Raw genomic sequence first — 19,380 nt, forward strand, 5'->3', positions numbered from 1 at the left:
CGCTAGATTTTGATCGGCGTCTTCGTCGTGTCCTCGAGGAACCTCGCCAGCAGCCGGTCGAACTGCGCAAGCTCGGCCGCCGACCAGCCCGAAAGCGCCCGCGCCAGGTGATCCCTGCGCACCTCGTGCAGGGATCCCGCGGCGCGCACGCCGTCCGCCGTGGCTTCAATGACCGAAACTCGGCCGTCGCCCGGATCACCGCGTCGCGTAACGAGTCCCGCATCGGCCAGGGCCCGCACCCGGCGAGTGGCCATCCCGACGTCCATGTGCGCCATCGTTGCCAGGCGCCCGATCGGTAGAGGTCCCTCGTCGATCAAGACGCGAAGCAGGATGTAAGAGGGTTGCGATAGCTCGGTATCGGCAGCCGACGCCTGTCGGGCGAACGCCGAGCGACTCACGCTGAGCCGCACGATTCGCGAAAGCGTGGCGCTGATGGAATCCACTGAATCCCGCTTTGGCGCGTACGTCACCCCCTCACCGTATCAAAAATATACTTGACATAGTCAAATATATGGCGATAGCCTGCCGAAATCAGCTTGCGCTGAGGAGGTTTCATGCTGGGGTCGCGCTTCTACTTTGACTGGCCCAACTACTGGAGGATGCTGGGGCTGTTGCGCCGGGACCCGCCGGCATCGAGGCGCTGGTCGCGCTACTTGGCATTCCTGATCGGCGTTCCGCTCGTCGCGGCGATCCACGCCGTGTGTTTCACACTCGACCCGATCGTGTTCGGATCGCTGCGCCACACCCGGGTGACCGGGCCGACGTTTTGCATCGGGCACGCCCGCAGCGGCACAACGTACCTGCATCGGCTGATGGCCGCCGACCCACAGTTCAGCTACGCCTTGATGTACGAGCTGTTCTTCCCGTCGCTGTTGGAGAAGCGGTTATTGCGCCTTCTGTTTGCCGTTGACGCCGCGGTGTTCGGCAAGCGCCTGCGGCACCGCCTCGACGCGATCGAGGAGCGCCGGTTCGCGCCCACCGACGACATGCACAAGACGGGCTTTTTCGTCCCCGAGGAGGACGACTTCTTTCTCACCTGGTCGCTGTGTTCGGGCTTCTGGATCATCATGTTCCCGTTCATGGGCGAGCTCGACTTCTACCACGTCGACGAATGGCCCGAACGCAAACGGCGGCGGGCGATGGACTTCTACAAAGAATGCGTCCGGCGACAGATCGCCCTCAACGGCGGCGGCACCCACCTGAGCAAGAACCCCACCTTCTGCGGTCGCGTCGAGTCGTTGATCGAGACGTTTCCCGACGCGAGATTCATTGTGCCCATGCGCAATCCCGACGAGACGATCCCGAGCCTGCTCAAGTTGCTGAAGACCGAGTGGGGCCTGCGCGGCCGCGACGAGCGCCTGATCGCGAAATCGCTGCGCGTGCTGGCCGACCAGTCCTTCGACACCTACCAGCGTCCGCTTGACGTCCTGGCCCGGCACCCCGACGTTCGCTCGGTCGTCGTCGACTATCGCGAGCTGGTCGCGCAACCCGAGGCCACGATGCGCCGGATCTACCGGGAGTTGGACCTCGATCTAGGCCCGGTGGCCGCCAAGGCGTTCGCGTCCGCCGGGGGCGGTCACGAATCGACCCACCGCTACAGCCTCGAGGAATTCGGCCTCGACCCCCACGAAATCCACACCCGCCTGGCCGCTCTGTTCGATCAATACCAGTGGGACACCGAAGGAAAGGAAGCAGATGTCCACTGAATCAACCCGGGTCGAACTCCGCGCGGCCTGGACGGACATGATCGACGCCCTGACCCGGGCGCGCGACGCCGTCGACTCCGCCGAGCTGCACGCGCCACCGCTGACCGAACAGGGCCTGGCGGAAGGGCACCGCTACCTGCTGGGCTTCGTGTTCAGCGCGATCGAGCGCGCGTTCTTCGAAGACCCCGAATTCCCGTACTTCCGGCGCGCCATCCAACCGCTCGACAAGGCAACCATCGACAACGCCGACGCCCTGTACCTCTCGGCCTCGATCGACGGCGCCAAGGGCTACCGGGTCCGCGGCCGGCTCGTGCCGAAAGCGCCGCAATACATCATCTTTGAGGCCCACACCGTGTACGCCGGAGACACCGGCAGCCTTGCCGAACTCGCCCCGGAAGGGCGCGCCGTCACCGGGTCGTTGGATGTCGCCGACCTCGCGGTCGACGACGACGGCCGCTTCGAGATCCTGCTTGCTCCCCAGCGGCCAACCGGCCACGCGGGCAACTTCATCGCCACGTCCACCGCGGACGGCAGCGAGACGGCTCGTTTCCTGATCACCCGCATGCTCTTTCACGACTGGGAACACGAGACATCGCCCGAGCTGCACATCGTGCAGATCGGCAAAGAGGGCGGCCGCCCGCTACCGATCGATCCGGCCGCGGCGGCCCGTTACCTTCGTCGCGTCGGCACGATCGTCGAAAACCAGATGAGGTTCTGGAACGAGTTCTACGACGTGGTGCTGGAGGCGCACGGCGACGAGAATGGTGACGGGTTCACCCTGATGCCCCGAAACGCCCTGAACGAGCCCGCGCTCGCCAACCTCGCGATGGGCGGCGGGCAGAGCACCAACGTCTACTCCGGTGGCGTGTTCGACCTTGAGCCCGACGAGGCGCTGCTCGTCGAAGTCGCCGTCCCCGTGGCGCCGGCGTACATGGGCTTCCATCTATCCAATCTGTGGGGCGAGTCGCTCGATTACGCCAACCACACGAGCAGCCTGAACGGATTTCAGTCCGAACCGGACCCGGACGGGACCTTCCGCTATGTCGTCGCGGGGACCGACCCCGGCGTGCCGAACTGGCTCGACACCGCCGGCCACCGCGGCGGGTTTCTGGCCCTGCGGTGGACGTACTCAAAGCCCCCGCCCGACTTGCCGACGGCGACGGCGACCAAGGTACCGCTGGCCGGCGTGCGTCAACACCTTCCCGCGACCACCCGCGCCGTCTCTCCCGAGGAGCGCAGGGAGCAGATCAGGGTGCGCCAAGAACACGTGCAGCGAAGGTACCGACAATATTGACCCGGTAGCGTCGTCGGCGTGAGCCGCGCGGCGCTGGACAAGGACCCCCGCGACGTCGCGTCGATGTTCGACGGCGTCGCCCGCCGGTATGACCTCACCAATACCGTGCTGTCGCTGGGCCAGGACCGGTACTGGCGTCGGGCGACGCGTTCGGCGCTGAAGATCGCGCCCGGCCACAAGGTGCTCGACCTGGCCGCCGGCACCGCGGTGTCGACCGTGGAGCTGGGCAAGTCCGGGGCGTGGTGTGTGGCGGCCGATTTTTCCGTCGGGATGCTTGCCGCCGGAGCCGCGCGCAAGGTACCGAAGGTCGCCGGCGACGCCACCCGGCTGCCGTTCGGTGACAACGTATTCGATGCGGTCACAATCAGTTTCGGGTTGCGCAACGTGGCCGACTCGCAGGCGGCGCTGCGCGAGATGGCCCGGGTCACCCGGCCCGGCGGCCGATTGGTGGTGTGCGAATTCTCCACGCCCACCAACGCGCTGTTCGCCACCGCGTACAAGGAATATCTGATGCGGGCGTTGCCACGGGTGGCGCGGGCGGTGTCGAGCAACCCCGACGCCTACGTGTATCTCGCAGAGTCGATCAGGGCCTGGCCCGACCAGGCGACGCTGGCGGGTCGGATTTCGGCCGCGGGTTGGTCAGCGGTGCGGTGGCGCAACCTGACCGGCGGCATTGTGGCCTTGCACGCCGCGTACAAGGCCTTGCGGTGACCGAGGCCTAGCGGCCGGCGCTTTGTACGAAGCCGACCTGGTCCGGGCAGTAGTGATCGACCGCGGCGCCGAGGAACTGGAATGCCTGTCCCTCGGTGGTGCCGCGTGGCAGGTTGCGCTGGATGAAGTTGGCCGACTTGTACGGGTCGGTGTCCACGCCCCTGCCGATTCGGTCACACGTGATCTTGCCCAGCCACGCCAATTGGTCCTGCGGCTGGTAGATGCCGAACCCGTTCACGGTGTTCTTGAACGGAGCGTCGTAGTCGCTGGGCGGCGACGGCGTCCTCGGTGTCGGATACGGCGCGGTTGGCGGCGGATCGGCGTACACCGGCGCGGCCAGCGCGATGGCTGCCGCCGCCATGGCGACGCTTGTAAGCAGCTTGGTACCCCTCATTAGCAGGACTATACACCTCGGCGATGGTTCGAAATCGGCAATTCAGTCGCGGTGCGCGGACAACAGCCAGGCACCGACCGACCGCAGGCCGCTGGGCTCTTCGCGGAATCCAGCGAACGGCAGATCGGGAACGCCGTCGGGCAGGTTCGCGTGGATGCGGGCCGGCCTGATCTCTTCGACGACCCAGTACTTGGACACCGCGTCGCGCAACTCGTCGGCGGTGACGGCATTGATTGGGCCCTCGGGCACGGCCGCTTTGTCGAAGACCAGGGCGAAGTACGAGGCGCCAGGCGCGGCGGCGCGCCGGATCGACCGCTGGTAGCCCTCGCGCGCCTCCACCGGGATGGAGTGGAACAGGGTGCTGTCGACGATGGTGCCGAACCGGCCGTCGTATCCACTGAATTCGCTGATGTCGGCGACCTCGAAGGTGACGTTGGTCAGGCCGCGCTTCTCGGCCTCGCGACGGGCCAGGTCGACGGCGGTGGGCGACAGGTCCAGTCCCACCGTGTTGTAGCCGCGCTCGGCGAGCGCCAGCGAGATGGCCGCCTCCCCGCAGCCCACGTCGAGCACGTCGCCGTGGAACCTGCCCTGCTCGATCAGCGCGGCCAGCTCCGGTTGGGGGGCGTCGATGCTCCATGGCGGCCGCACGCCTGCACCGAACGGGGATTCACCACGGTATGCCGCCTCGAACTGAAAATCTGTTGGCTGAGTCATGCCCCATGTATATCAAGGGCCCTGATACATGTCAACGAACTTGATATAAACCACGCTTCAGCTGAACGGCGTTCGCCGGTCGACGAGCCGCGACAGCCGCCCCCCGCCGCGCCATACCCGCGCCACCCAGTCGGCATCGTCGTCGGTGACCAGGTTGGCCATCACCCGCACGGCGATGGTCATGAGCGCGCTGGAGCGCATCGCGATCGGCCCGGTGGCAGGCAGGAAGCGTTGGAAGGTGAGCAGCAACGCCAGCCTGCGCGCCACCGAGAACCCGCGGCCGTAGTGGTGTTGCAGCAGCGAGGGCCACACCCGCGACAGGTCGCGGGTGTCCAGCAGCTCGGCGGCCAGGCGGCCGGTCTCCAGGCCGTAGTCGATGCCTTCGCCGTTGAGCGGGTTGACGCAGGCCGCGGAGTCGCCGATCAGCATCCAATTCGGCCCGGCCACCCCCGACACCGCACCGCCCATCGGCAGCAGCGCCGAAGCCACCGCGCGGGGCTGGCCGGTGAAGCCCCACTCGTCGCGGCGCAGGTCGGTGTAGTACGAAATCAGCGGCCGCAGCGCCAGATCCGCCGGGCGCTTCGACGTCGACAACGCTCCCACACCGATGTTCACCTCGCCGTTGCCGAGCGGAAAAATCCAGCCGTAGCCGGGCAGCACGGCGCCGTCGGGGGAGCGCAGTTCCAGATGCGACGTCAGCCAGGGGTCGTCGCTGCGCGGGGTGGTCAGGTAGCCGCGGGCGGCCACGCCGTACACCGTCTCTTGATGCCAGCGCCTGCCCAGTTTGCGCCCCAACGACGACCGGGCCCCGTCGGCGATGATCAGCTGCCGACAGCCCACCTCGGTGCCGTCGGCCAATGTCAGTGACGTCACCCGTCTCGATGAGTCATGGTGGGTGGCAACGGCTTTGGTTCCGAGCAGCATCCGCGCGCCGGCGTCTTCGGCGACCTTGCGGATTCGGTCGTCCAGCTCGAAGCGGGCCACCGCGCTGCCGGTCGACGGGAACGACGGTCCGGGCCAATCCACTTCCAGCTCGCCGCCGAATCCGCTCATCCGTAGACCCCGATGCCTGATGCGGGTATCCAGCCAGTCGGCCAGGCCCAGCCGTTCCAGCTCGGCGACGGCGCGCGGGGTCAGCCCGTCACCGCAGGCCTTGTCGCGGGGGAAGCTGGCCGAGTCGACGACCAGGACGTCGCGGCCGGCGCGCGCGGCCCAGGCCGCGGCGGCCGAACCGGCGGGTCCGGCGCCCACGACTACCACGTCGGCCTTGGTCTCCACGCTCACCAGTATGTTGGTCGAGTGAGTACTCCGGCGAACAGCGGGTGGGTCGGGTGAGGACTCCCGCAACGGTGGTGGCGGGCGTGGACTTCGGCGACGCCGCGTTCGCCGCGACGGTCCGCGACGGTGTCGCGAAAATCGAGCAGCTCATGGACACCGAACTCCGCAGCGCCGACGCGATCATGACGGACTCACTGACGCACCTGTTCAAGGCCGGCGGCAAGCGGTTCCGGCCGCTTTTCACCGTGCTGTCCGCCCAGATCGGACCCCACCCGGACGCCGCGGAGGTGACGATCGCCGGCGCGGTCATCGAACTGGTGCACCTGGCCACGCTCTACCACGACGACGTGATGGACGAGGCGGAGGTGCGCCGCGGCGCCCCGACGGCGAACGTGCGCTGGAGCAACAACGTCGCGATCCTGGCCGGCGACTATCTGTTCGCGACGGCGTCGCGGCTGGTCTCGCGGTTGGGGCCGGTGGCGGTGCGGCTCATCGCCGAAACGTTCGCTCAGCTGGTCACCGGCCAGATGCGCGAGACCCGCGGTGTCGCCGAGGCATCGGATTCGATCGAGCACTACCTGAAGGTGGTCTACGAGAAGACGGCCTGTCTGATTTCGGCCGCCGGCGAGTTCGGCGCCATGTTCTCCGGGGCGGACGAGGATCAGGTCGCGCGCCTGAGCCGGCTCGGCGGCCTGGTGGGCACCGCGTTTCAGATCTCCGACGACATCATCGACATCGACAGCGACTCCCACGAATCGGGGAAGCTGCCGGGCACCGATGTGCGCGAAGGGGTGCACACCCTGCCGATGCTCTACGCGCTGGCCGAAACCGGACCCGAGGCGGCGCGGCTGCGCGAGCTGCTGGCCGGGCCCGTCGATGATGACGACGCCGTGACCGAGGCCCTGACGCTGTTGCGGGCGTCGCCGGGCATGGCCAAGGCGAAAGATTTCCTGGCGCAATATGCCGCGAAAGCCCACCATGAGCTGGCCCTTTTGCCCGATGTGCCGGGGCGGCACGCGATGCAGGCGCTGGTCGACTACACCATCAGCCGGCACGGCTAGCGCGGGTTACGGAACTCCGCCCGCCGTTTCGGGCGTTCAATAGGGTGAAGTCCGAGACAGAGTGGTCCGAGGAGGACACCGATGACCTGGCATCCCCATGCCAACAGGCTGAAGACCTTCGCCCTGTTGGTCGGTATGTCCGTGTTGATCGTGCTGGTGGGCTCGCTGTTCGGCAGGACGGCGATGTGGCTGGCGGTCCTGTTCGCGATCGGCATGAACGCCTACACCTACTTCAACAGCGACAAGCTGGCGCTGCGGGCGATGCACGCGCAGCCGGTCTCCGAGCTGCAGGAGCCGGCGATGTACCGGATCGTGCGCGAGCTCGCCACCTCCGCGCACCAGCCGATGCCGAGGCTGTACATCAGCGACACGAACGCCCCCAACGCTTTCGCCACCGGACGCAACCCGCGCAACGCCGCGGTGTGCTGTACCACCGGCATTTTGAGCATCCTCAGCGAGCGTGAGCTGCGCGCCGTGCTCGGGCATGAACTTTCCCACGTCTACAACCGCGACATCCTGATCTCGTGTATCGCCGGCGCCCTGGCGTCGGTGATCACCGCGCTGTCCTACATAGCGATGTTTTTCGGCGGCGATGACCGGGATGGCGAGAATCCCTTTGCGCTGCTGCTGGTTTCGCTGCTGGGCCCGATCGCCGCGACGGTCGTGCGGCTCGCGGTGTCGCGTTCCCGCGAATACCAGGCCGACGAGTCGGGTGCCGTGCTGACCGGTGATCCCTTGGCGCTGGCGTCTGCGCTGCGCAAGATCTCCGGCGGTGTGCAGGCGGCGCCGCTGCCGCCGGAGCCGCAGCTGGCCAGCCAGGCGCATCTGATGATCGCCAACCCGTTCCGTGCGGGCGAGCGAATCGGGTCGCTGTTCTCCACGCACCCGCCGATCGAGGACCGCATCCGCCGGCTGGAAGCGATGGCGCGGGGTTGATAGCGGCGTGGCCCTTCGGCTTCGACTAGATACGTACCATGGAATTACTGATCGATTGGCTCGATGGAAGCAGTGATTCCGATGCCGGAAGCTAACTCAATGGATATCCACGAAGCCGGATTGTCACTGGACCTGCCCGATTTGATATTCGAGACGCGCGTCGGTGCAGGCATGAACCAGGCGCAGCTGGCCGACGCACTCGGTATCGACAAGGACGTGGTCGCCGCCTGGGAGAAGGGCAGTGACGTGCCGCGTATCGATGTGCTGGAGCGCCTGGCGCGAGTGTGCGGCAAGCGCCTGCACATCCGGATCGACGTGGACTAGGCGGCCGCTTCGGGTCTTTCGGTTTCGGCCAGCTCGCGAACGGGCCGGCGGACATGGCCCGTCTCGAACTCACCCTGGATCCGGATGGTGCCGCCCGTGGCCTCATACTGCTGTCGCCAATCGGTAATCGCTTGGTGCGCAGCATGATCCATGTAGTTGACTGAAATGCTGACCGACACCGTGTGACCAGTCGGGACCGACGCCAGCACGCGGGTCAGCCGGGGCAGGGCGAGGAACGTGCACGCGGTGCCCTCGATGCCCACCTGCCATTCGTCGCGGACGGGCTTCGCCTCGATCTTGACCCGGATCACCCGCCATCCGGTCAACGCGATAGCCAACGCGAGTCCGATCATCACGCCGTGCAGCAGATTGAGGAAGATGACGCTGACCGCCGTCACGACGTACACCGCGAGATCCCGGTGCTTCATTGCGGTTTCGATGTGGGCGGGCTTGAGCAACTGAATGCCGATGACGATGAGCAGGCCGGCAAGGGCAGCGGACGGGATTTTCTCGACGAATTCCGCGAAGGGAACCGTGAACAGCAGGATCCAGACGCCGTGCATTATCGAGGAGGCGCGGGATTTCGCGCCCGCGTAGACGTTCGTTGAGCTGCGCACGATTACACCGGTGACCGGCAGGCCGCCGATGGTCCCCGACACGATGTTGGCGGCACCCTGGCCGATCAGTTCGCGGTCGAAATCGGTGCGCGGCCCGTGATGCATCCGGTCTACCGAAACCGCCGACAGCAGGCTTTCGACGCTGGCGATGAGTGCGATGGTGATCACTCCGATTGCCACCGCGCCCCAGTTGCCGTGCGGAATGTCGGGCAGCCGCAACGCGTTCAGCGGCGACTCGTCGATCTCGATCCGCCTCACGTGGAACGGGAAGGCCAGGGAGATGACCGTCGCCGCCACGATGGCGACCAGTGGGCCAGGGATGAAGCGCAGGCGACCCGGAACCCAGCGCCAGGCGACCATGATGACGATCACCAGGACGCCCAGCAGCACTCCCGGCCGATGCGCGCCCATGATTTGGCCCGGCAGGCCGATGAGGTTGTGCCAGGCCGTGCTTTTGGATTTGCCGCCCAGCAATACGTGCGCCTGCTGCAGCGCGATCGTGATTCCGATGCCGGCCAGCATGGCGTGCACGACGACCGGCGAGATCGCCAGCGCCGCTCGTGCGACGCGGCTGAGCCCCAACAGAACCTGCAGCACGCCCGCGGCGGCGGTGATCAAACACGTTACGCCCCAACCGAAATCGGAGATGAGGCCGGCGACCACCACCGTCAGGCCGGCGGCGGGGCCGCTGACCTGCAGCGGCGATCCGCCGATGGCTCCGACGATGATGCCACCGACGATGGCGGCGATCAGACCGGCCAGGACCGGAGCGTTCGACGCGATGGCAATGCCCAGCGACAACGGAAGCGCGACCAGGAAAACCACGAGCGAAGAGGGCAAGTCGTGCCGCAGAATCGATCGCAATCGGTCGGGGGACAGCGCCTCGATGTGGTGCATCGGTGGCTCCCTCGTTAGGACTAGCGGGGGATGTTCCGATATCCCGCCCTTGCGTTCAGTAACGTCTGCGTAACTGATTGGCGCACAAACGATTACACCCAGCGCAGCACGATGGGAACGCTTGGCTACCTCGTTCGACGGTATGGGCCAGCAAAACCTCGGTCAAGCTGACGGGGCGGGCGCATATGGAATGCAAATGTTTTCGTAATGCCCCGTTAAGCAGGCCAGTCAGAAGCCCGAGCCGTGCACCTCGTGCCCCGGGACCTCGGCGATCAGCCCGTGGTAGGCCTGCTCGACGGACGAACCGTGGTTGATGACCGCGTCGACTTCTCGGGCGATCGGCATGTTCAGTCCGAACTCGTTGGCGAACTCCATGATCACGCTGGCGGCCTTGACCCCCTCGGCCACCTGGTTCATCGACGCGATGATCTCGTCGATCGGCTTGCCGGCTCCCAGCTGCTCGCCGACGTGGCGGTTCCGGCTGCGCTGGCTGGTGCAGGTGACGATCAGATCGCCCAGGCCGGCCAGCCCGGGGAAGGTGTCGGGGTGGCCGCCGATGGCCACGCCGAGCTTCGTCATCTCGCGCAAGGCGCGGGCGATGACCAGCGCGCGGGTGTTCTCTCCGATGCCCAGCGAGTAACCCATCCCCACCGCGATCGCGAAGACGTTCTTCAGGGCCCCCGCCATCTCCGCGCCGACGACGTCGTCGGTCGTGTAGACGCGGAAGCGCCGGGTGCGGAACAACGCCGCCAGCCGGGTGGCCAAATGCTGGTCGGGCATCGCCAGCACCGCCGCCGCGGCATACCCCTCGGCCACCTCGCGGGCGATGTTCGGGCCGGCCAGGATCCCCGCCGGGTGCCCGGGCAGCACCTCCTCGACGATCTGCGACATTCGCATGTTGGTGCCCTGCTCGAGCCCCTTGACCAGCGACACCACCGGCACCCACGGCCGCAGCTCTTTCGTCAGCTCGGTCAGCACGCCCCGGAAACCGTGCGAGGGCACGCCCATGACGACCACGTCGGCGGCATTGGCGGCCTCGGCGAAGTCGGTGGTCGCGCGCAGGGTGTCGCTCAGGACGACGTCGTTGCCGAGGTAGCGGTGGTTGCGGTGATTGTCGTTGATGTCCTTGGCCGTCGCCTCGGAGCGCACCCACTGCAGCGTCGGTCCGCGGCGCGCACAGATCGACGCCACCGTGGTTCCCCAGGACCCGCCACCGAGGACAACGACTTTGGGTTCGCGCTTCGTAGCTGCCATGGCGATCAGCGTATTGCCGACACTCGCGATTTAGAAGCAGTTCATCCGGCCAGGGGCGCCCGGTCGCCCGCGCGGCCGAACACCATCGCCTCCTCGATGCGGTCGAACCGGTAATCGATCGCATCGGCGAGGTAGTTCTGGCGCACATTCCAGGGCCGCTTGGTGCCCGACTTGGGCAGCGCGTGCAGCGAGCGCTTCACATAGTTGGCCTGGATGTCCCAGGCCGGCTTCTCGGCCATCGGCTGGTCGCCCAGGTGCGGGGCGGCGTGCGTGTAGCCGTGAGACGCCATGTGTGCCATCAGCTTTGCCGTTGCCCGAGCGGTGATGTCGGCCCTCAGCGTCCACGACGCATTGGTATAGCCCACGCACCAGAACAGGTTGGGCACGTCTTCGAGCATGTGCGCCTTGTAGACGAAGCGGTCCCGCGGGTTGATCTCGACGCCGTCCAGGCTGATCGTGGCCCCGCCCAGCGCCTGCAGCTGCAAGCCGGTTGCGGTGACGATGACGTCGGCGTCGAGGTGGCCGCCGGATTTCAGCGCGATGCCGGTGGCGTCGAAGTGGTCAATGTGGTCGGTGACCACCTCGGCGCGGCCCGCGGCGATCGCGGTGTACAGGTCGGCGTCGGGAATCAGGCACATCCGCTGGTCCCACGGGTTGTAGCGCGGCTTGAAGTGGGTGTCGATGTCGTAGCCGTCGGGCAGATACCGGGTCGCCACGTATCGCAGCAGCCGCTTGATCAGCCCGGGCATCTTCCGGGAGAAAAACCAGAACACCGCCTCGGTCAGGGCGGAGTATGTCCGGGTGACCAAGTGGGCGGCCCTGCGCGGCAACACTTTACGAGCCGCAGCGGCCACCCTGCTGTATTTGGATGCCGCCATCATGTAGGTCGGCGAGCGCTGCAGCATGATCACTTTCGCCGCGCGCTCCGCCAGCGCCGGGATGAGCGTGATCGCGGTGGCGCCGCTGCCGATGACCACGATCTTCTTGCCGCTGTAGTCCAGGTCTTCCGGCCAGTGTTGCGGATGCACGACGGTGCCGCGGAACTTCTCGATGCCGGGGAAGTCGGGGGTGTAGCCCTCGTCGTAGTTGTAGTAGCCGCTGCCGAAGAACAGGAACCGGCTGCGATAGTGCCTCGTCCCACCGTCTTGCTCGACCGTGACCGTCCAGGTGTCGGTCGACGAATCCCAGTCCGCGGAACGGACGTAGCTGCCGAACCGGATGTGGCGATCGATGCCGTGCTTGCGCGCGGTCGCGATCAGGTACTCGCGGATGTGGGTGCCGTCGGCGACGCCCTCCCTGCGGGTCCACGGCTCGAACGGATAGCTCAGTGTGAAGATGCTGCTGTCGGAGCGCACTCCGGGGTAGCGGAACAGATCCCAGGTGCCCCCGATCCGCTCGCGCCGCTCCAGGATGGCGTAGGTCGTGTGCGGGTTGCGCTCGGTGATCCGGTAGGCCGCGCCGATGCCGGAGATACCGGCGCCGACGATCACGACGTCGAAGTAGCCGGCGTCGACCGCGCCGTCGCCGGCGGCCTCCTGGGGAGTCACGGTCATCGTGAACCTCGCTTGCGCATCCTGGGTCTTGGTCGCGAGCGTAACGCCACGGCGAAAAACGGCGCGAATTTTGTGCGTGGCGTTACGTCCGCGCCGAGAGGGGCCCGGTCCGCTAGCGATAGTTGACGAACTGCAGCGCCACGTCCAGATCGGCCTTCTTCAGCATCGCGATGACGGCCTGTAGGTCGTCGCGCTTCTTGCTGGTGACGCGGACCTCGTCGCCCTGGATCTGGGTCTTGACGTTCTTGGGCCCCTCGTCGCGGATCAGCTTGGTGATCTTCTTGGCGTTCTCGCTGTTGATGCCCTGCTTGAGGGTGCCCGTGACCTTGTAGGTCTTGCCAGAGGCCTGCGGCTCGCCGGCCTCGAAGGCCTTCATCGAGATGTCGCGGCGGACCAGCTTTTCCTTGAAGACGTCGACGGCGGCCTTGACGCGCTCCTCGGTGGACGACGTCAGCTCGACCGCCTCGTCGCCCTTCCAGGCGATCTTGGTGTCGGTGCCGCGAAAGTCGAACCGGGTGGCCAGCTCCTTGGCCGCCTGGTTGAGCGCGTTGTCGACCTCCTGCCGGTCGATCTTGCTGACGATGTCGAACGATGAGTCCGCCATTCGATCCGTCCCTTCATCAGGTGATAGCCGTTTGTGCCCTGTCTACCCGTTCGTTGTAACCTGTCTGGCGGCAGGTTGCCCGAGCGGCCAATGGGAGCGGACTGTAAATCCGTCGGCTTACGCCTACACAGGTTCGAATCCTGTACCTGCCACCAAGGTCAAGTCGTGTTTCCTGCGACCGCAACGGCTTTGAGGGCTGTGACCGTCCGCAGACCGTCCGCAGTAGTTTGCGCAGCGGCGTCAAAAGCACTGGCCACAGCGTCGAGGTCATCAGGGAAAAGGTGTCCGTAGCGGTCTAGCGTCAGCACCGCTGTCTTGTGTCCCAGAAGCCTCTGGACCACTTTCACGTTGGCCCCCGAGCTGATCGCCAGGGATGCACACGTGTGCCGCAGATCGTGCAGCCGTACTCCGTCGCAGCCTTGAACGCCTGCCGTGGCCTTCTGGAAGGTGTAGCGCGCCTGGCCGAGGGTCAAATATCCGCCGCTGCGTTCTGAGGGGAACACCAGTGCTGCGCTATCTTTGTCGGCGATCTCGGTCTCGATCAGGCGGGCCAAAAATGTGGGAATCGGGACCGTTCGGCTGGTGTGGTTCTTCGTCTCGCCTTCGACCAATCCAGTCTTGCGTACGTAGGTCACTGAGCGCCGAACCCGGATTCGCCGCGCCGCGATGTCGAGATCGGCGATCCGCAGCGCTGCGGCTTCACCGAAGCGCAGCCCGCAGTAGCCCAGGACCAATACCAGGGTTCGCAGCTTGCCCGACGCCACCGCTATCCGGTGCAGCTGCTCGTGTGTGAGATAGCGCTGTTCGGTTTCTGGCAGCCTGGGCAGCTCGATTCCGTCAGCGACGTTTGCGGGCAGATGCCTGGCCCGCACGGCGAACTTGAACACCGCGGCCATGAGCTGGTGGGTTTGGCGCACCCGAGAGGCGCTAAGGCCCCTGCCCTCAAAGCGCGACGATCCTCTGACCGACAGGTCAGCGATCCAGACCTGAAGGTCATCGAATCCGATCTCGCGGACCGGTACCTCTCGCCACCGGGGCAGCACGAGCGTGTCCAGCAATGACCGATACCCGGCCACAGTCTTGGGTGCTCTGGTGGCCTTGGTGGAGATCCAGCGCTCCGCGATCACCCCGAATGTGACACCTGACAGTGCCGGATCAGTCCAGGTTCCGGTGACCTGGTCGCTGATTTGTTTGTTGAGCCAGTTGGTTGCGTCGGTTTTGCGCCCGAATCCCTTGGCGTGCTCACGGCCCTGGTCATCGACATACCGTGCCCGCCATCTGCTTCCGCTGCCGTAGTTGGCGCTCGGCACGGTCTGGGTGTTGCCGTGCTCGTCGCGGGTGGTCCGGTGCCAGCGGTCCTCGACGCCAGCCCTGCGATTGCGCCTCATGCCTGCTCCTTGTCTGTTTTGGCTTTCAGTTGCTTGAAGACTCGTTCTGCCGCTCGCTGCTCAATGTCCGGGATGTGGTGCTCCACCAACTCATCCAGCACCGCGCTGGCCGCATCCAGGTGAGCGAACAGATCGCGCCCGAGCTTGGCAAGGCTGTCGTGTCTCTCGAAGTCGGACGGGATGTCGTCCAAGCGGTCTCGGACGGTCTTGGAGACCCGGTATAGCTCAGTGCGCGCGGTGAAGGCTGCATCAGTCAGCGCTCCCAGCACGTAGTGGAGGTCACGCACCCCCTTCGGCCTCCGGCCCAGCAGGGTGTCCAGGGGCAGGCCGTAGAGATCCGCCATCGCTGCAGCCTCGTCCAGCTTTACCTCGCGGTCCCCCGCCTCAATTTTGGCCACCGTGGTCGGGTGCATGTTGTCAATTCCCATGGCGGTCAGCCGCTTTGCGACTTCGGCCTGCGACCAGTTTCGTCGGTCACGCTCATGGAAGATGCGTTCCCGAAATCGGTCCATGTTGGCCGGGCGATTTCCCATGAGAGGAAAGTTAGTCCTCATCGGTTGACTAGCGCAACAAACTGGACTGACACTGATTCAGCAACCCCTCATCGGGAGGGAAACCGATCATAGGAAGGAGGGGCGGCGTGAGTGCCGACTCCTACCCCGACATCGCTGCACCGGTCACCGAAGCTCAGCGGGCGGCATTAGAAGACTCCGCACGTGCCGTTCTCGGCGAGATCCAAACTGACTACCTCAGCTCAACCGGGATGCAGCAGCTGACAGGCATCCCCGCCTCGACATGGCGCTACTGGGCAACCATCGACAGTGGGCCGCGCTCGTTCAAGATTGGGCGTCGCCGAGTGTGGCGCAGGACCGACGTGCTCGCGTGGATTGCACAGCAGGACGCTGCAACGGGCGCTGGTGGTGTCTGAAGACCGGCGGCGGCGTGAGTGAGACTTACGGCGCGAGGCGAACCGAAAAGTACATGGCAAGGTGTTGACCCTGCAAAATGAGTTCTGTCTCCGCGCCCAGATCGCGCCGTCGGCGAACGAGTTCACCCAGCCCCATGCTGCGGCACGCCGAATTGCTGACACTGCGCGAGTTCGGAAAGTCACTGACTGACGACCGTCGCCTGCGGGGATGCGGGCGAAAAATACGGCGCGGCGTTGTCGGCGACGCCGATGAGATTTTAGAGACGACGTGCTACTGCCACCGAGCGTGGCTTTGCCCAGTTTGCGGTGACCGCGTCGCCCGCGAGCAGTACCGGAGGGTTACTAAGACGCTCACGGCATGGACCGCCCAAGGCGGCTCGGTGGCGTTTCTGACGCTGACCCAGAGCCACAGCGCCGAGGATGAATTGGACATCTTGTGGGACCGTCTGGAAGACGGTTGGGACACGATGCTGCGCGGCTCGGGCTGGCGCGCCGACCAGAAGTCGTTTGGATTGCGGGGCTATGTCCGGCTCACCGAGGTCGTTCAGCATCCTGACAATGGCTGGAATGTTCATTTTCACGTGAATCTGCTTTTCGATGAGGAACTCGATCACCAGCGATTGTGTCAGCTGAAGGACCGGCTCACGGCGCGCTTCGTGCGGGGCATCAGGGCTGCAGGAGGACAAGCATCTTTCGCGGGACAGGACCTTCACCCGATGGAACCCAACTCTGAGAACCGACTCGCTGGCTACTGCGTCAAAGGCACCACTGTCGGCCAGTCAGAGGGCTCGAAGACCCCAATGGGGATCCTGACCAGTCTGAAGGAGACCGGAGAGGGGGTCGGCCTATGGAAAGAATTTAGCGCTGCGGTGACGGAGAAAAAGCGCAGACGGTACAACCCCTCGCAGGGTATCGGCAAGCTGGTTCGGACCGGCCGTTACATCGGACCTGCAAGTGGTGGACGGGAGGCTATCTCTTGATGTCTATGGCCCTTAATTCGACTCCATCCCGTAACCAAACCTATAGAGAAATCAACACTCTGACAGAGTCCCTGATGAATGTTGCTTCAACGCACTGTTTTTCAGCTCTTCTACATCCAGAACAGATAGGGAGCGATGTTATCAGCCCAACTCAGACCAAGTGAGGTGTGAGATGCAGACGAAGTTGATCGACCAGCGTGGTGTGGCGAACGAGTACGGGGTGCCAGTGCAGACCCAGAACAAGCTGCACGACCGGGGTGCATTCGCGCAGCGATTCAGGATCGGAGGCAAGTGGTACTACCGCCGCTCTCAGCTGGAGGCCTGGCTCGATGCGCAACGAGTGGTGGCCACACATCGCGGGGTGAAAGCCCTTCCGACCTCCACCAAAAGCGATGAGTCATGCTGTGCCGCAAGACCGGATGGTGCGGCGCACGGGGTGGTGATGACTGATGGCTAAAGAGGAAAGCCGCCCCGGCATGAACACCGAGGCGACCAACCAGCAACACGAAGGCCATCACTGCCAAGATCAGGCTCCTTGTGATTCTAGTGCATCCTGGTGGCAAGCGGAGTTGCACGGAGACCGGCATAGCGACGACTCCCATGCCGCGTTGGCTAAGCCGGAAGTGCCGCCGCCCTGCGGCAGCATCAATGGTGCTGCGGTGCTCGAACAGGTTGTGGCGTGGTTGCGGCGGTTCATCAGGGTGACGTTCGACCACGACTATCAGCTGTTGGCGCTCTGGATCGTGCACACCTACCTGGCGGTGGAGTGTTACACCACACCGCGCTTGCAGCTTGACTCTCCGGTTGAAGGGTCGGGCAAGACGACAGTTCTCGATCACTTCAAGCGATTGGCGCACAACCCGATTCAAATCGCATCGCTATCGTCACCGGCGCTGCTGCCGCGCCTGATCAACAACGGGATGCGCACAATCCTGCTCGATGAGGTACATCGCACGCTGCGTCCCGACAAGCCAGGGGTCAGCGACCTTGTGGCCGTCATGAACACCGGATACCGGCGCGGCGCGACGCGGCCAGTCAATGTCCCCATGAAGGGCGGGGGCTGGGATGTTGTGGACATGCCGACCTTTGCGCCCGTTGCGTTAGCAGGCAATGACCCGAACCTGGAAAACGACACCCGTTCAAGGACGATCCGCGTCTTGCTGATGCCTGACCTTGACGGCAGCGTCGAGGATTCTGATTGGGAATACCTGGAGGATGACGCCAAGGTGCTGCAGGAGAAGATTGCGTTGTGGGCCGACAGTGTCCGCGAGACGGTCAAGGGGATGCACGTCGAGGTGCCGACAGGATGTATCGGTCGGTCGAAGGAGAAATGGCGTCCGCTCAAGCGGATTGCGGTGGCCGCCGGGGGATGTTGGCCGAAGATCGCTGACGAGCTGATCATAAACGGGCTGCAAGAGGAGGCCGCCGTTCGCGAGGCCGGGCTGAAGAAACAGCCGCCCGGCGTGGTGCTGCTGATCGATCTGTATGCGGTCTGGCCGTACTCCGCCGCCTTCATGCCGACTACGGAGCTGGTTGACCTGCTAGTGGCTCACAATCCAAGTTACTGGGGCGAGGAGAGCCCCTACGGCAAACGTCTCACCGAGACCCGGCTGGGACACATGATCAACCGGGCCACCAATTCAACCTCGACACGGCCTGGCGGGAAGGGACCCCGGGGCTACACGCGATCCGCACTCCAGATCGCTTGGGACAGACTGCGGATCGGGCACACCGATCTGGCTGACACCGTCTCGGCTAACCCGAGCAACCCGGCGAACCCGGCGGACCCGGCGCATAAATCTGCCCAACCAGCATCTGACGGTACCGGGTTAGCCGCGCTCTCCGGGTGTACCGAGTCGGACAAGCGCAGCACCGAGTTACACAAGACCACTACCTCTTCCGAGGGTTCGCCTGCGGAATACGACCTACACCAAAGTTTCGACGCACTGACCAATGACTTGCTCACCGAGTTCTGCGTGCCCGAGGCGAAAGGCCGCGTCACCACTGGCCACGCGCCGCAGCCGCGACCAGACCGCAAGCCGGAGTTCGTATACGGGTTTTGCGAGTGTGGCGACATGTCAGGACCCCCGCTCGTGGACCAGGAGACAGGCCTGTGCCGTTCGTGCTGGGGGTGCGCCCCGATCAAGGCGGGCGCATCGTGACCGGCGACGGTGGGGAGCCCAGAGATAGACGCCCTACCAACGGAAGTCGAGGAAATGGTTGTCGTCGCCGAGGAGCACATCCACGCGGGTAATCAGCTCACGGTTGGTTAGTTAGGCGCGCCAATGGACCGCTCGTCCAAGGAGGAGGCCTGGGTAGCTCTTGATGTGCCTGGTGTCGGCACGGGGTGCTCAGACAGGGTGTGGGGTTCCACAGCGTGCCGGTACCTATAGAACTTTCGCAATGACCAGACACCAAACCGCATTTCGAGTCGCATTGCCGATCTGTCATCGCCGCAGGCATCGCCTTGGTTGCCTTCTGAGTCCGATGCCACGAAAACATAGTGGGACCAGTGGTTTTCGATTACAGGGTAGTGCAGTGGCCGGTTCACGTTTGCTTCGAGCATGAGCGGATTGACCGCAGGGCAACAAGGTTTGACACTGGATGTCCTCAAAACCTCAAATGAAGCTTGCTTCAAACCTGTAGTGACCCTATAGCGAACTGGCAAATAGCGGCGACTTCTGAAGGTTTGTCCGACGGCCCCGGTCTCTCACCTGTAGTCGAAACGCGGGTACAGGTCG

General features: G+C 65.0%; 20 protein-coding genes and 1 tRNA gene. 11 read left to right on the top strand and 10 right to left on the bottom strand.

Annotation, left to right across the window (positions count from 1 at the left end):
* Positions 1–2 precede the first annotated feature (2 nt).
* Positions 3–470 carry a MarR family winged helix-turn-helix transcriptional regulator gene (locus A5736_RS12515; protein ID WP_076246478.1) on the bottom strand — a complete coding sequence of 156 codons (468 nt, stop codon included), beginning with the start codon at positions 468–470 and terminating at the stop codon, positions 3–5.
* 84 nt (positions 471–554) lie between these two features.
* Between A5736_RS12515 and A5736_RS12520 the strand changes: the two genes are divergently transcribed.
* From A5736_RS12520 to A5736_RS12530, 3 genes are read left to right on the top strand one after another with little or no spacing between them, the layout of a single operon-like run.
* Positions 555–1,706, top strand: a complete 1,152-nt coding sequence (locus A5736_RS12520) for a sulfotransferase (RefSeq protein ID WP_076246480.1) — start codon at positions 555–557, stop codon at positions 1,704–1,706.
* Positions 1,696–3,000: a DUF1214 domain-containing protein gene (locus tag A5736_RS12525; protein WP_076246482.1), complete on the top strand. Its 1,305-nt coding sequence runs from the start codon at positions 1,696–1,698 to the stop codon at positions 2,998–3,000. The genes A5736_RS12520 and A5736_RS12525 overlap by 11 nt, the downstream gene beginning before the upstream one ends.
* Before the next feature lie 18 nt (positions 3,001–3,018).
* Positions 3,019–3,711, top strand: a complete 693-nt coding sequence (locus A5736_RS12530) for a demethylmenaquinone methyltransferase (protein ID WP_076246483.1) — start codon at positions 3,019–3,021, stop codon at positions 3,709–3,711.
* 7 nt (positions 3,712–3,718) lie between these two features.
* Here A5736_RS12530 and A5736_RS12535 read toward each other — a convergent pair whose 3' ends face one another.
* The 3 genes from A5736_RS12535 to menJ are packed head-to-tail and all read right to left on the bottom strand — an operon-like array spanning position 3,719 to position 6,106.
* Positions 3,719–4,105 (bottom strand): DUF732 domain-containing protein, encoded by a 387-nt coding sequence (locus A5736_RS12535; protein ID WP_076246485.1) that lies wholly within the window; start codon positions 4,103–4,105, stop codon positions 3,719–3,721.
* Positions 4,106–4,147: 42 nt separating this feature from the next.
* Positions 4,148–4,819 carry a class I SAM-dependent methyltransferase gene (locus A5736_RS12540; RefSeq protein WP_076123943.1) on the bottom strand — a complete coding sequence of 224 codons (672 nt, stop codon included), beginning with the start codon at positions 4,817–4,819 and terminating at the stop codon, positions 4,148–4,150.
* A gap of 57 nt (positions 4,820–4,876) precedes the next feature.
* The gene (menJ, locus tag A5736_RS12545; protein ID WP_371328379.1) at positions 4,877–6,106 is read right to left on the bottom strand and encodes a menaquinone reductase; all 1,230 of its coding nucleotides are present in this window, start codon (positions 6,104–6,106) and stop codon (positions 4,877–4,879) included.
* A 44-nt stretch (positions 6,107–6,150) separates the two neighbouring features.
* On the opposite strand from menJ, the gene grcC1 reads away from it, so the two are divergent.
* The 3 genes from grcC1 (at position 6,151) to A5736_RS12560 (ending at position 8,418) form a co-directional block, all read left to right on the top strand.
* Positions 6,151–7,158: a nonaprenyl/(2E,6E)-farnesyl/geranylgeranyl diphosphat synthase gene (gene grcC1 / locus A5736_RS12550; protein ID WP_076123948.1), complete on the top strand. Its 1,008-nt coding sequence runs from the start codon at positions 6,151–6,153 to the stop codon at positions 7,156–7,158.
* 81 nt (positions 7,159–7,239) lie between these two features.
* Entirely contained in the window at positions 7,240–8,094 is an 855-nt protein-coding gene (htpX, locus tag A5736_RS12555) for a zinc metalloprotease HtpX (protein ID WP_076123950.1), read from the top strand.
* A 63-nt stretch (positions 8,095–8,157) separates the two neighbouring features.
* The gene (locus A5736_RS12560; RefSeq protein WP_076123954.1) at positions 8,158–8,418 is read left to right on the top strand and encodes a helix-turn-helix transcriptional regulator; all 261 of its coding nucleotides are present in this window, start codon (positions 8,158–8,160) and stop codon (positions 8,416–8,418) included.
* On the opposite strand, the gene A5736_RS12565 is transcribed toward A5736_RS12560, so the two are convergent.
* From A5736_RS12565 to A5736_RS12580, 4 genes are all read right to left on the bottom strand, one after another.
* Positions 8,415–9,932 (bottom strand): SulP family inorganic anion transporter, encoded by a 1,518-nt coding sequence (locus A5736_RS12565; RefSeq protein ID WP_076246489.1) that lies wholly within the window; start codon positions 9,930–9,932, stop codon positions 8,415–8,417. The two genes, A5736_RS12560 and A5736_RS12565, sit on opposite strands and share 4 nt — an antisense overlap.
* 228 nt (positions 9,933–10,160) lie before the next feature.
* The gene (locus tag A5736_RS12570) at positions 10,161–11,186 is read right to left on the bottom strand and encodes an NAD(P)H-dependent glycerol-3-phosphate dehydrogenase (RefSeq protein WP_076060891.1); all 1,026 of its coding nucleotides are present in this window, start codon (positions 11,184–11,186) and stop codon (positions 10,161–10,163) included.
* Positions 11,187–11,227: 41 nt separating this feature from the next.
* Positions 11,228–12,739: an NAD(P)/FAD-dependent oxidoreductase gene (locus A5736_RS12575; protein WP_076246490.1), complete on the bottom strand. Its 1,512-nt coding sequence runs from the start codon at positions 12,737–12,739 to the stop codon at positions 11,228–11,230.
* Positions 12,740–12,851: 112 nt separating this feature from the next.
* Entirely contained in the window at positions 12,852–13,343 is a 492-nt protein-coding gene (locus A5736_RS12580) for a YajQ family cyclic di-GMP-binding protein (RefSeq protein ID WP_076060895.1), read from the bottom strand.
* 69 nt (positions 13,344–13,412) lie between these two features.
* On the opposite strand from A5736_RS12580, the gene A5736_RS12585 reads away from it, so the two are divergent.
* Positions 13,413–13,498 (top strand) — tRNA-Tyr (locus A5736_RS12585).
* Positions 13,499–13,501: 3 nt separating this feature from the next.
* Here A5736_RS12585 and A5736_RS12590 read toward each other — a convergent pair.
* On the bottom strand, positions 13,502–14,731 hold the full coding sequence (locus A5736_RS12590) for a site-specific integrase (protein ID WP_076246492.1): 1,230 nt from the start codon (positions 14,729–14,731) through the stop codon (positions 13,502–13,504).
* The gene (locus A5736_RS12595) at positions 14,728–15,264 is read right to left on the bottom strand and encodes a helix-turn-helix domain-containing protein (RefSeq protein WP_175611255.1); all 537 of its coding nucleotides are present in this window, start codon (positions 15,262–15,264) and stop codon (positions 14,728–14,730) included. Before A5736_RS12595 ends, A5736_RS12590 begins: the two co-directional genes overlap by 4 nt.
* 107 nt (positions 15,265–15,371) lie before the next feature.
* On the opposite strand from A5736_RS12595, the gene A5736_RS27225 reads away from it, so the two are divergent.
* The 4 genes from A5736_RS27225 (at position 15,372) to A5736_RS12615 (ending at position 18,801) form a co-directional block, all read left to right on the top strand.
* A complete protein-coding gene (locus A5736_RS27225; protein WP_076246496.1) occupies positions 15,372–15,659 on the top strand; it encodes an AlpA family transcriptional regulator in 288 nt (95 codons plus the stop codon).
* 134 nt (positions 15,660–15,793) lie between these two features.
* A complete protein-coding gene (locus A5736_RS12605) occupies positions 15,794–16,639 on the top strand; it encodes a protein rep (RefSeq protein ID WP_076246498.1) in 846 nt (281 codons plus the stop codon).
* Between the two features lie 172 nt (positions 16,640–16,811).
* The gene (locus A5736_RS12610; protein ID WP_076246500.1) at positions 16,812–17,096 is read left to right on the top strand and encodes an AlpA family transcriptional regulator; all 285 of its coding nucleotides are present in this window, start codon (positions 16,812–16,814) and stop codon (positions 17,094–17,096) included.
* Positions 17,089–18,801, top strand: coding sequence for a DUF3631 domain-containing protein (locus A5736_RS12615; RefSeq protein WP_083667369.1), 1,713 nt, complete (start codon positions 17,089–17,091; stop codon positions 18,799–18,801). Before A5736_RS12610 ends, A5736_RS12615 begins: the two co-directional genes overlap by 8 nt.
* Positions 18,802–19,380: the final 579 nt, after the last annotated feature.

The sequence above is a fragment of the Mycobacterium sp. SP-6446 genome (assembly GCF_001954045.1).
GTDB lineage: Bacteria > Actinomycetota > Actinomycetes > Mycobacteriales > Mycobacteriaceae > Mycobacterium.

Excerpts from the sequence above, each read along its gene's own strand:
- A5736_RS12565 (WP_076246489.1), bottom strand. The coding sequence starts at position 9,932 with ATGCACCACATCGAGGCGCTGTCCCCCGACCGATTGCGATCGATTCTG.
- A5736_RS12595 (WP_175611255.1), bottom strand. The coding sequence starts at position 15,264 with ATGGGAAATCGCCCGGCCAACATGGACCGATTTCGGGAACGCATCTTC.
- A5736_RS12525 (WP_076246482.1), top strand. The coding sequence starts at position 1,696 with ATGTCCACTGAATCAACCCGGGTCGAACTCCGCGCGGCCTGGACGGAC.
- A5736_RS12575 (WP_076246490.1), bottom strand. The coding sequence starts at position 12,739 with ATGACCGTGACTCCCCAGGAGGCCGCCGGCGACGGCGCGGTCGACGCC.
- A5736_RS12520 (WP_076246480.1), top strand. The coding sequence starts at position 555 with ATGCTGGGGTCGCGCTTCTACTTTGACTGGCCCAACTACTGGAGGATG.
- A5736_RS12540 (WP_076123943.1), bottom strand. The coding sequence starts at position 4,819 with ATGACTCAGCCAACAGATTTTCAGTTCGAGGCGGCATACCGTGGTGAA.
- A5736_RS12535 (WP_076246485.1), bottom strand. The coding sequence starts at position 4,105 with ATGAGGGGTACCAAGCTGCTTACAAGCGTCGCCATGGCGGCGGCAGCC.
- A5736_RS12570 (WP_076060891.1), bottom strand. The coding sequence starts at position 11,186 with ATGGCAGCTACGAAGCGCGAACCCAAAGTCGTTGTCCTCGGTGGCGGG.
- A5736_RS12605 (WP_076246498.1), top strand. The coding sequence starts at position 15,794 with ATGCTGCGGCACGCCGAATTGCTGACACTGCGCGAGTTCGGAAAGTCA.
- htpX (WP_076123950.1), top strand. The coding sequence starts at position 7,240 with ATGACCTGGCATCCCCATGCCAACAGGCTGAAGACCTTCGCCCTGTTG.
- A5736_RS12610 (WP_076246500.1), top strand. The coding sequence starts at position 16,812 with ATGCAGACGAAGTTGATCGACCAGCGTGGTGTGGCGAACGAGTACGGG.
- A5736_RS12615 (WP_083667369.1), top strand. The coding sequence starts at position 17,089 with ATGGCTAAAGAGGAAAGCCGCCCCGGCATGAACACCGAGGCGACCAAC.
- A5736_RS12580 (WP_076060895.1), bottom strand. The coding sequence starts at position 13,343 with ATGGCGGACTCATCGTTCGACATCGTCAGCAAGATCGACCGGCAGGAG.
- A5736_RS12560 (WP_076123954.1), top strand. The coding sequence starts at position 8,158 with ATGGAAGCAGTGATTCCGATGCCGGAAGCTAACTCAATGGATATCCAC.
- A5736_RS12590 (WP_076246492.1), bottom strand. The coding sequence starts at position 14,731 with ATGAGGCGCAATCGCAGGGCTGGCGTCGAGGACCGCTGGCACCGGACC.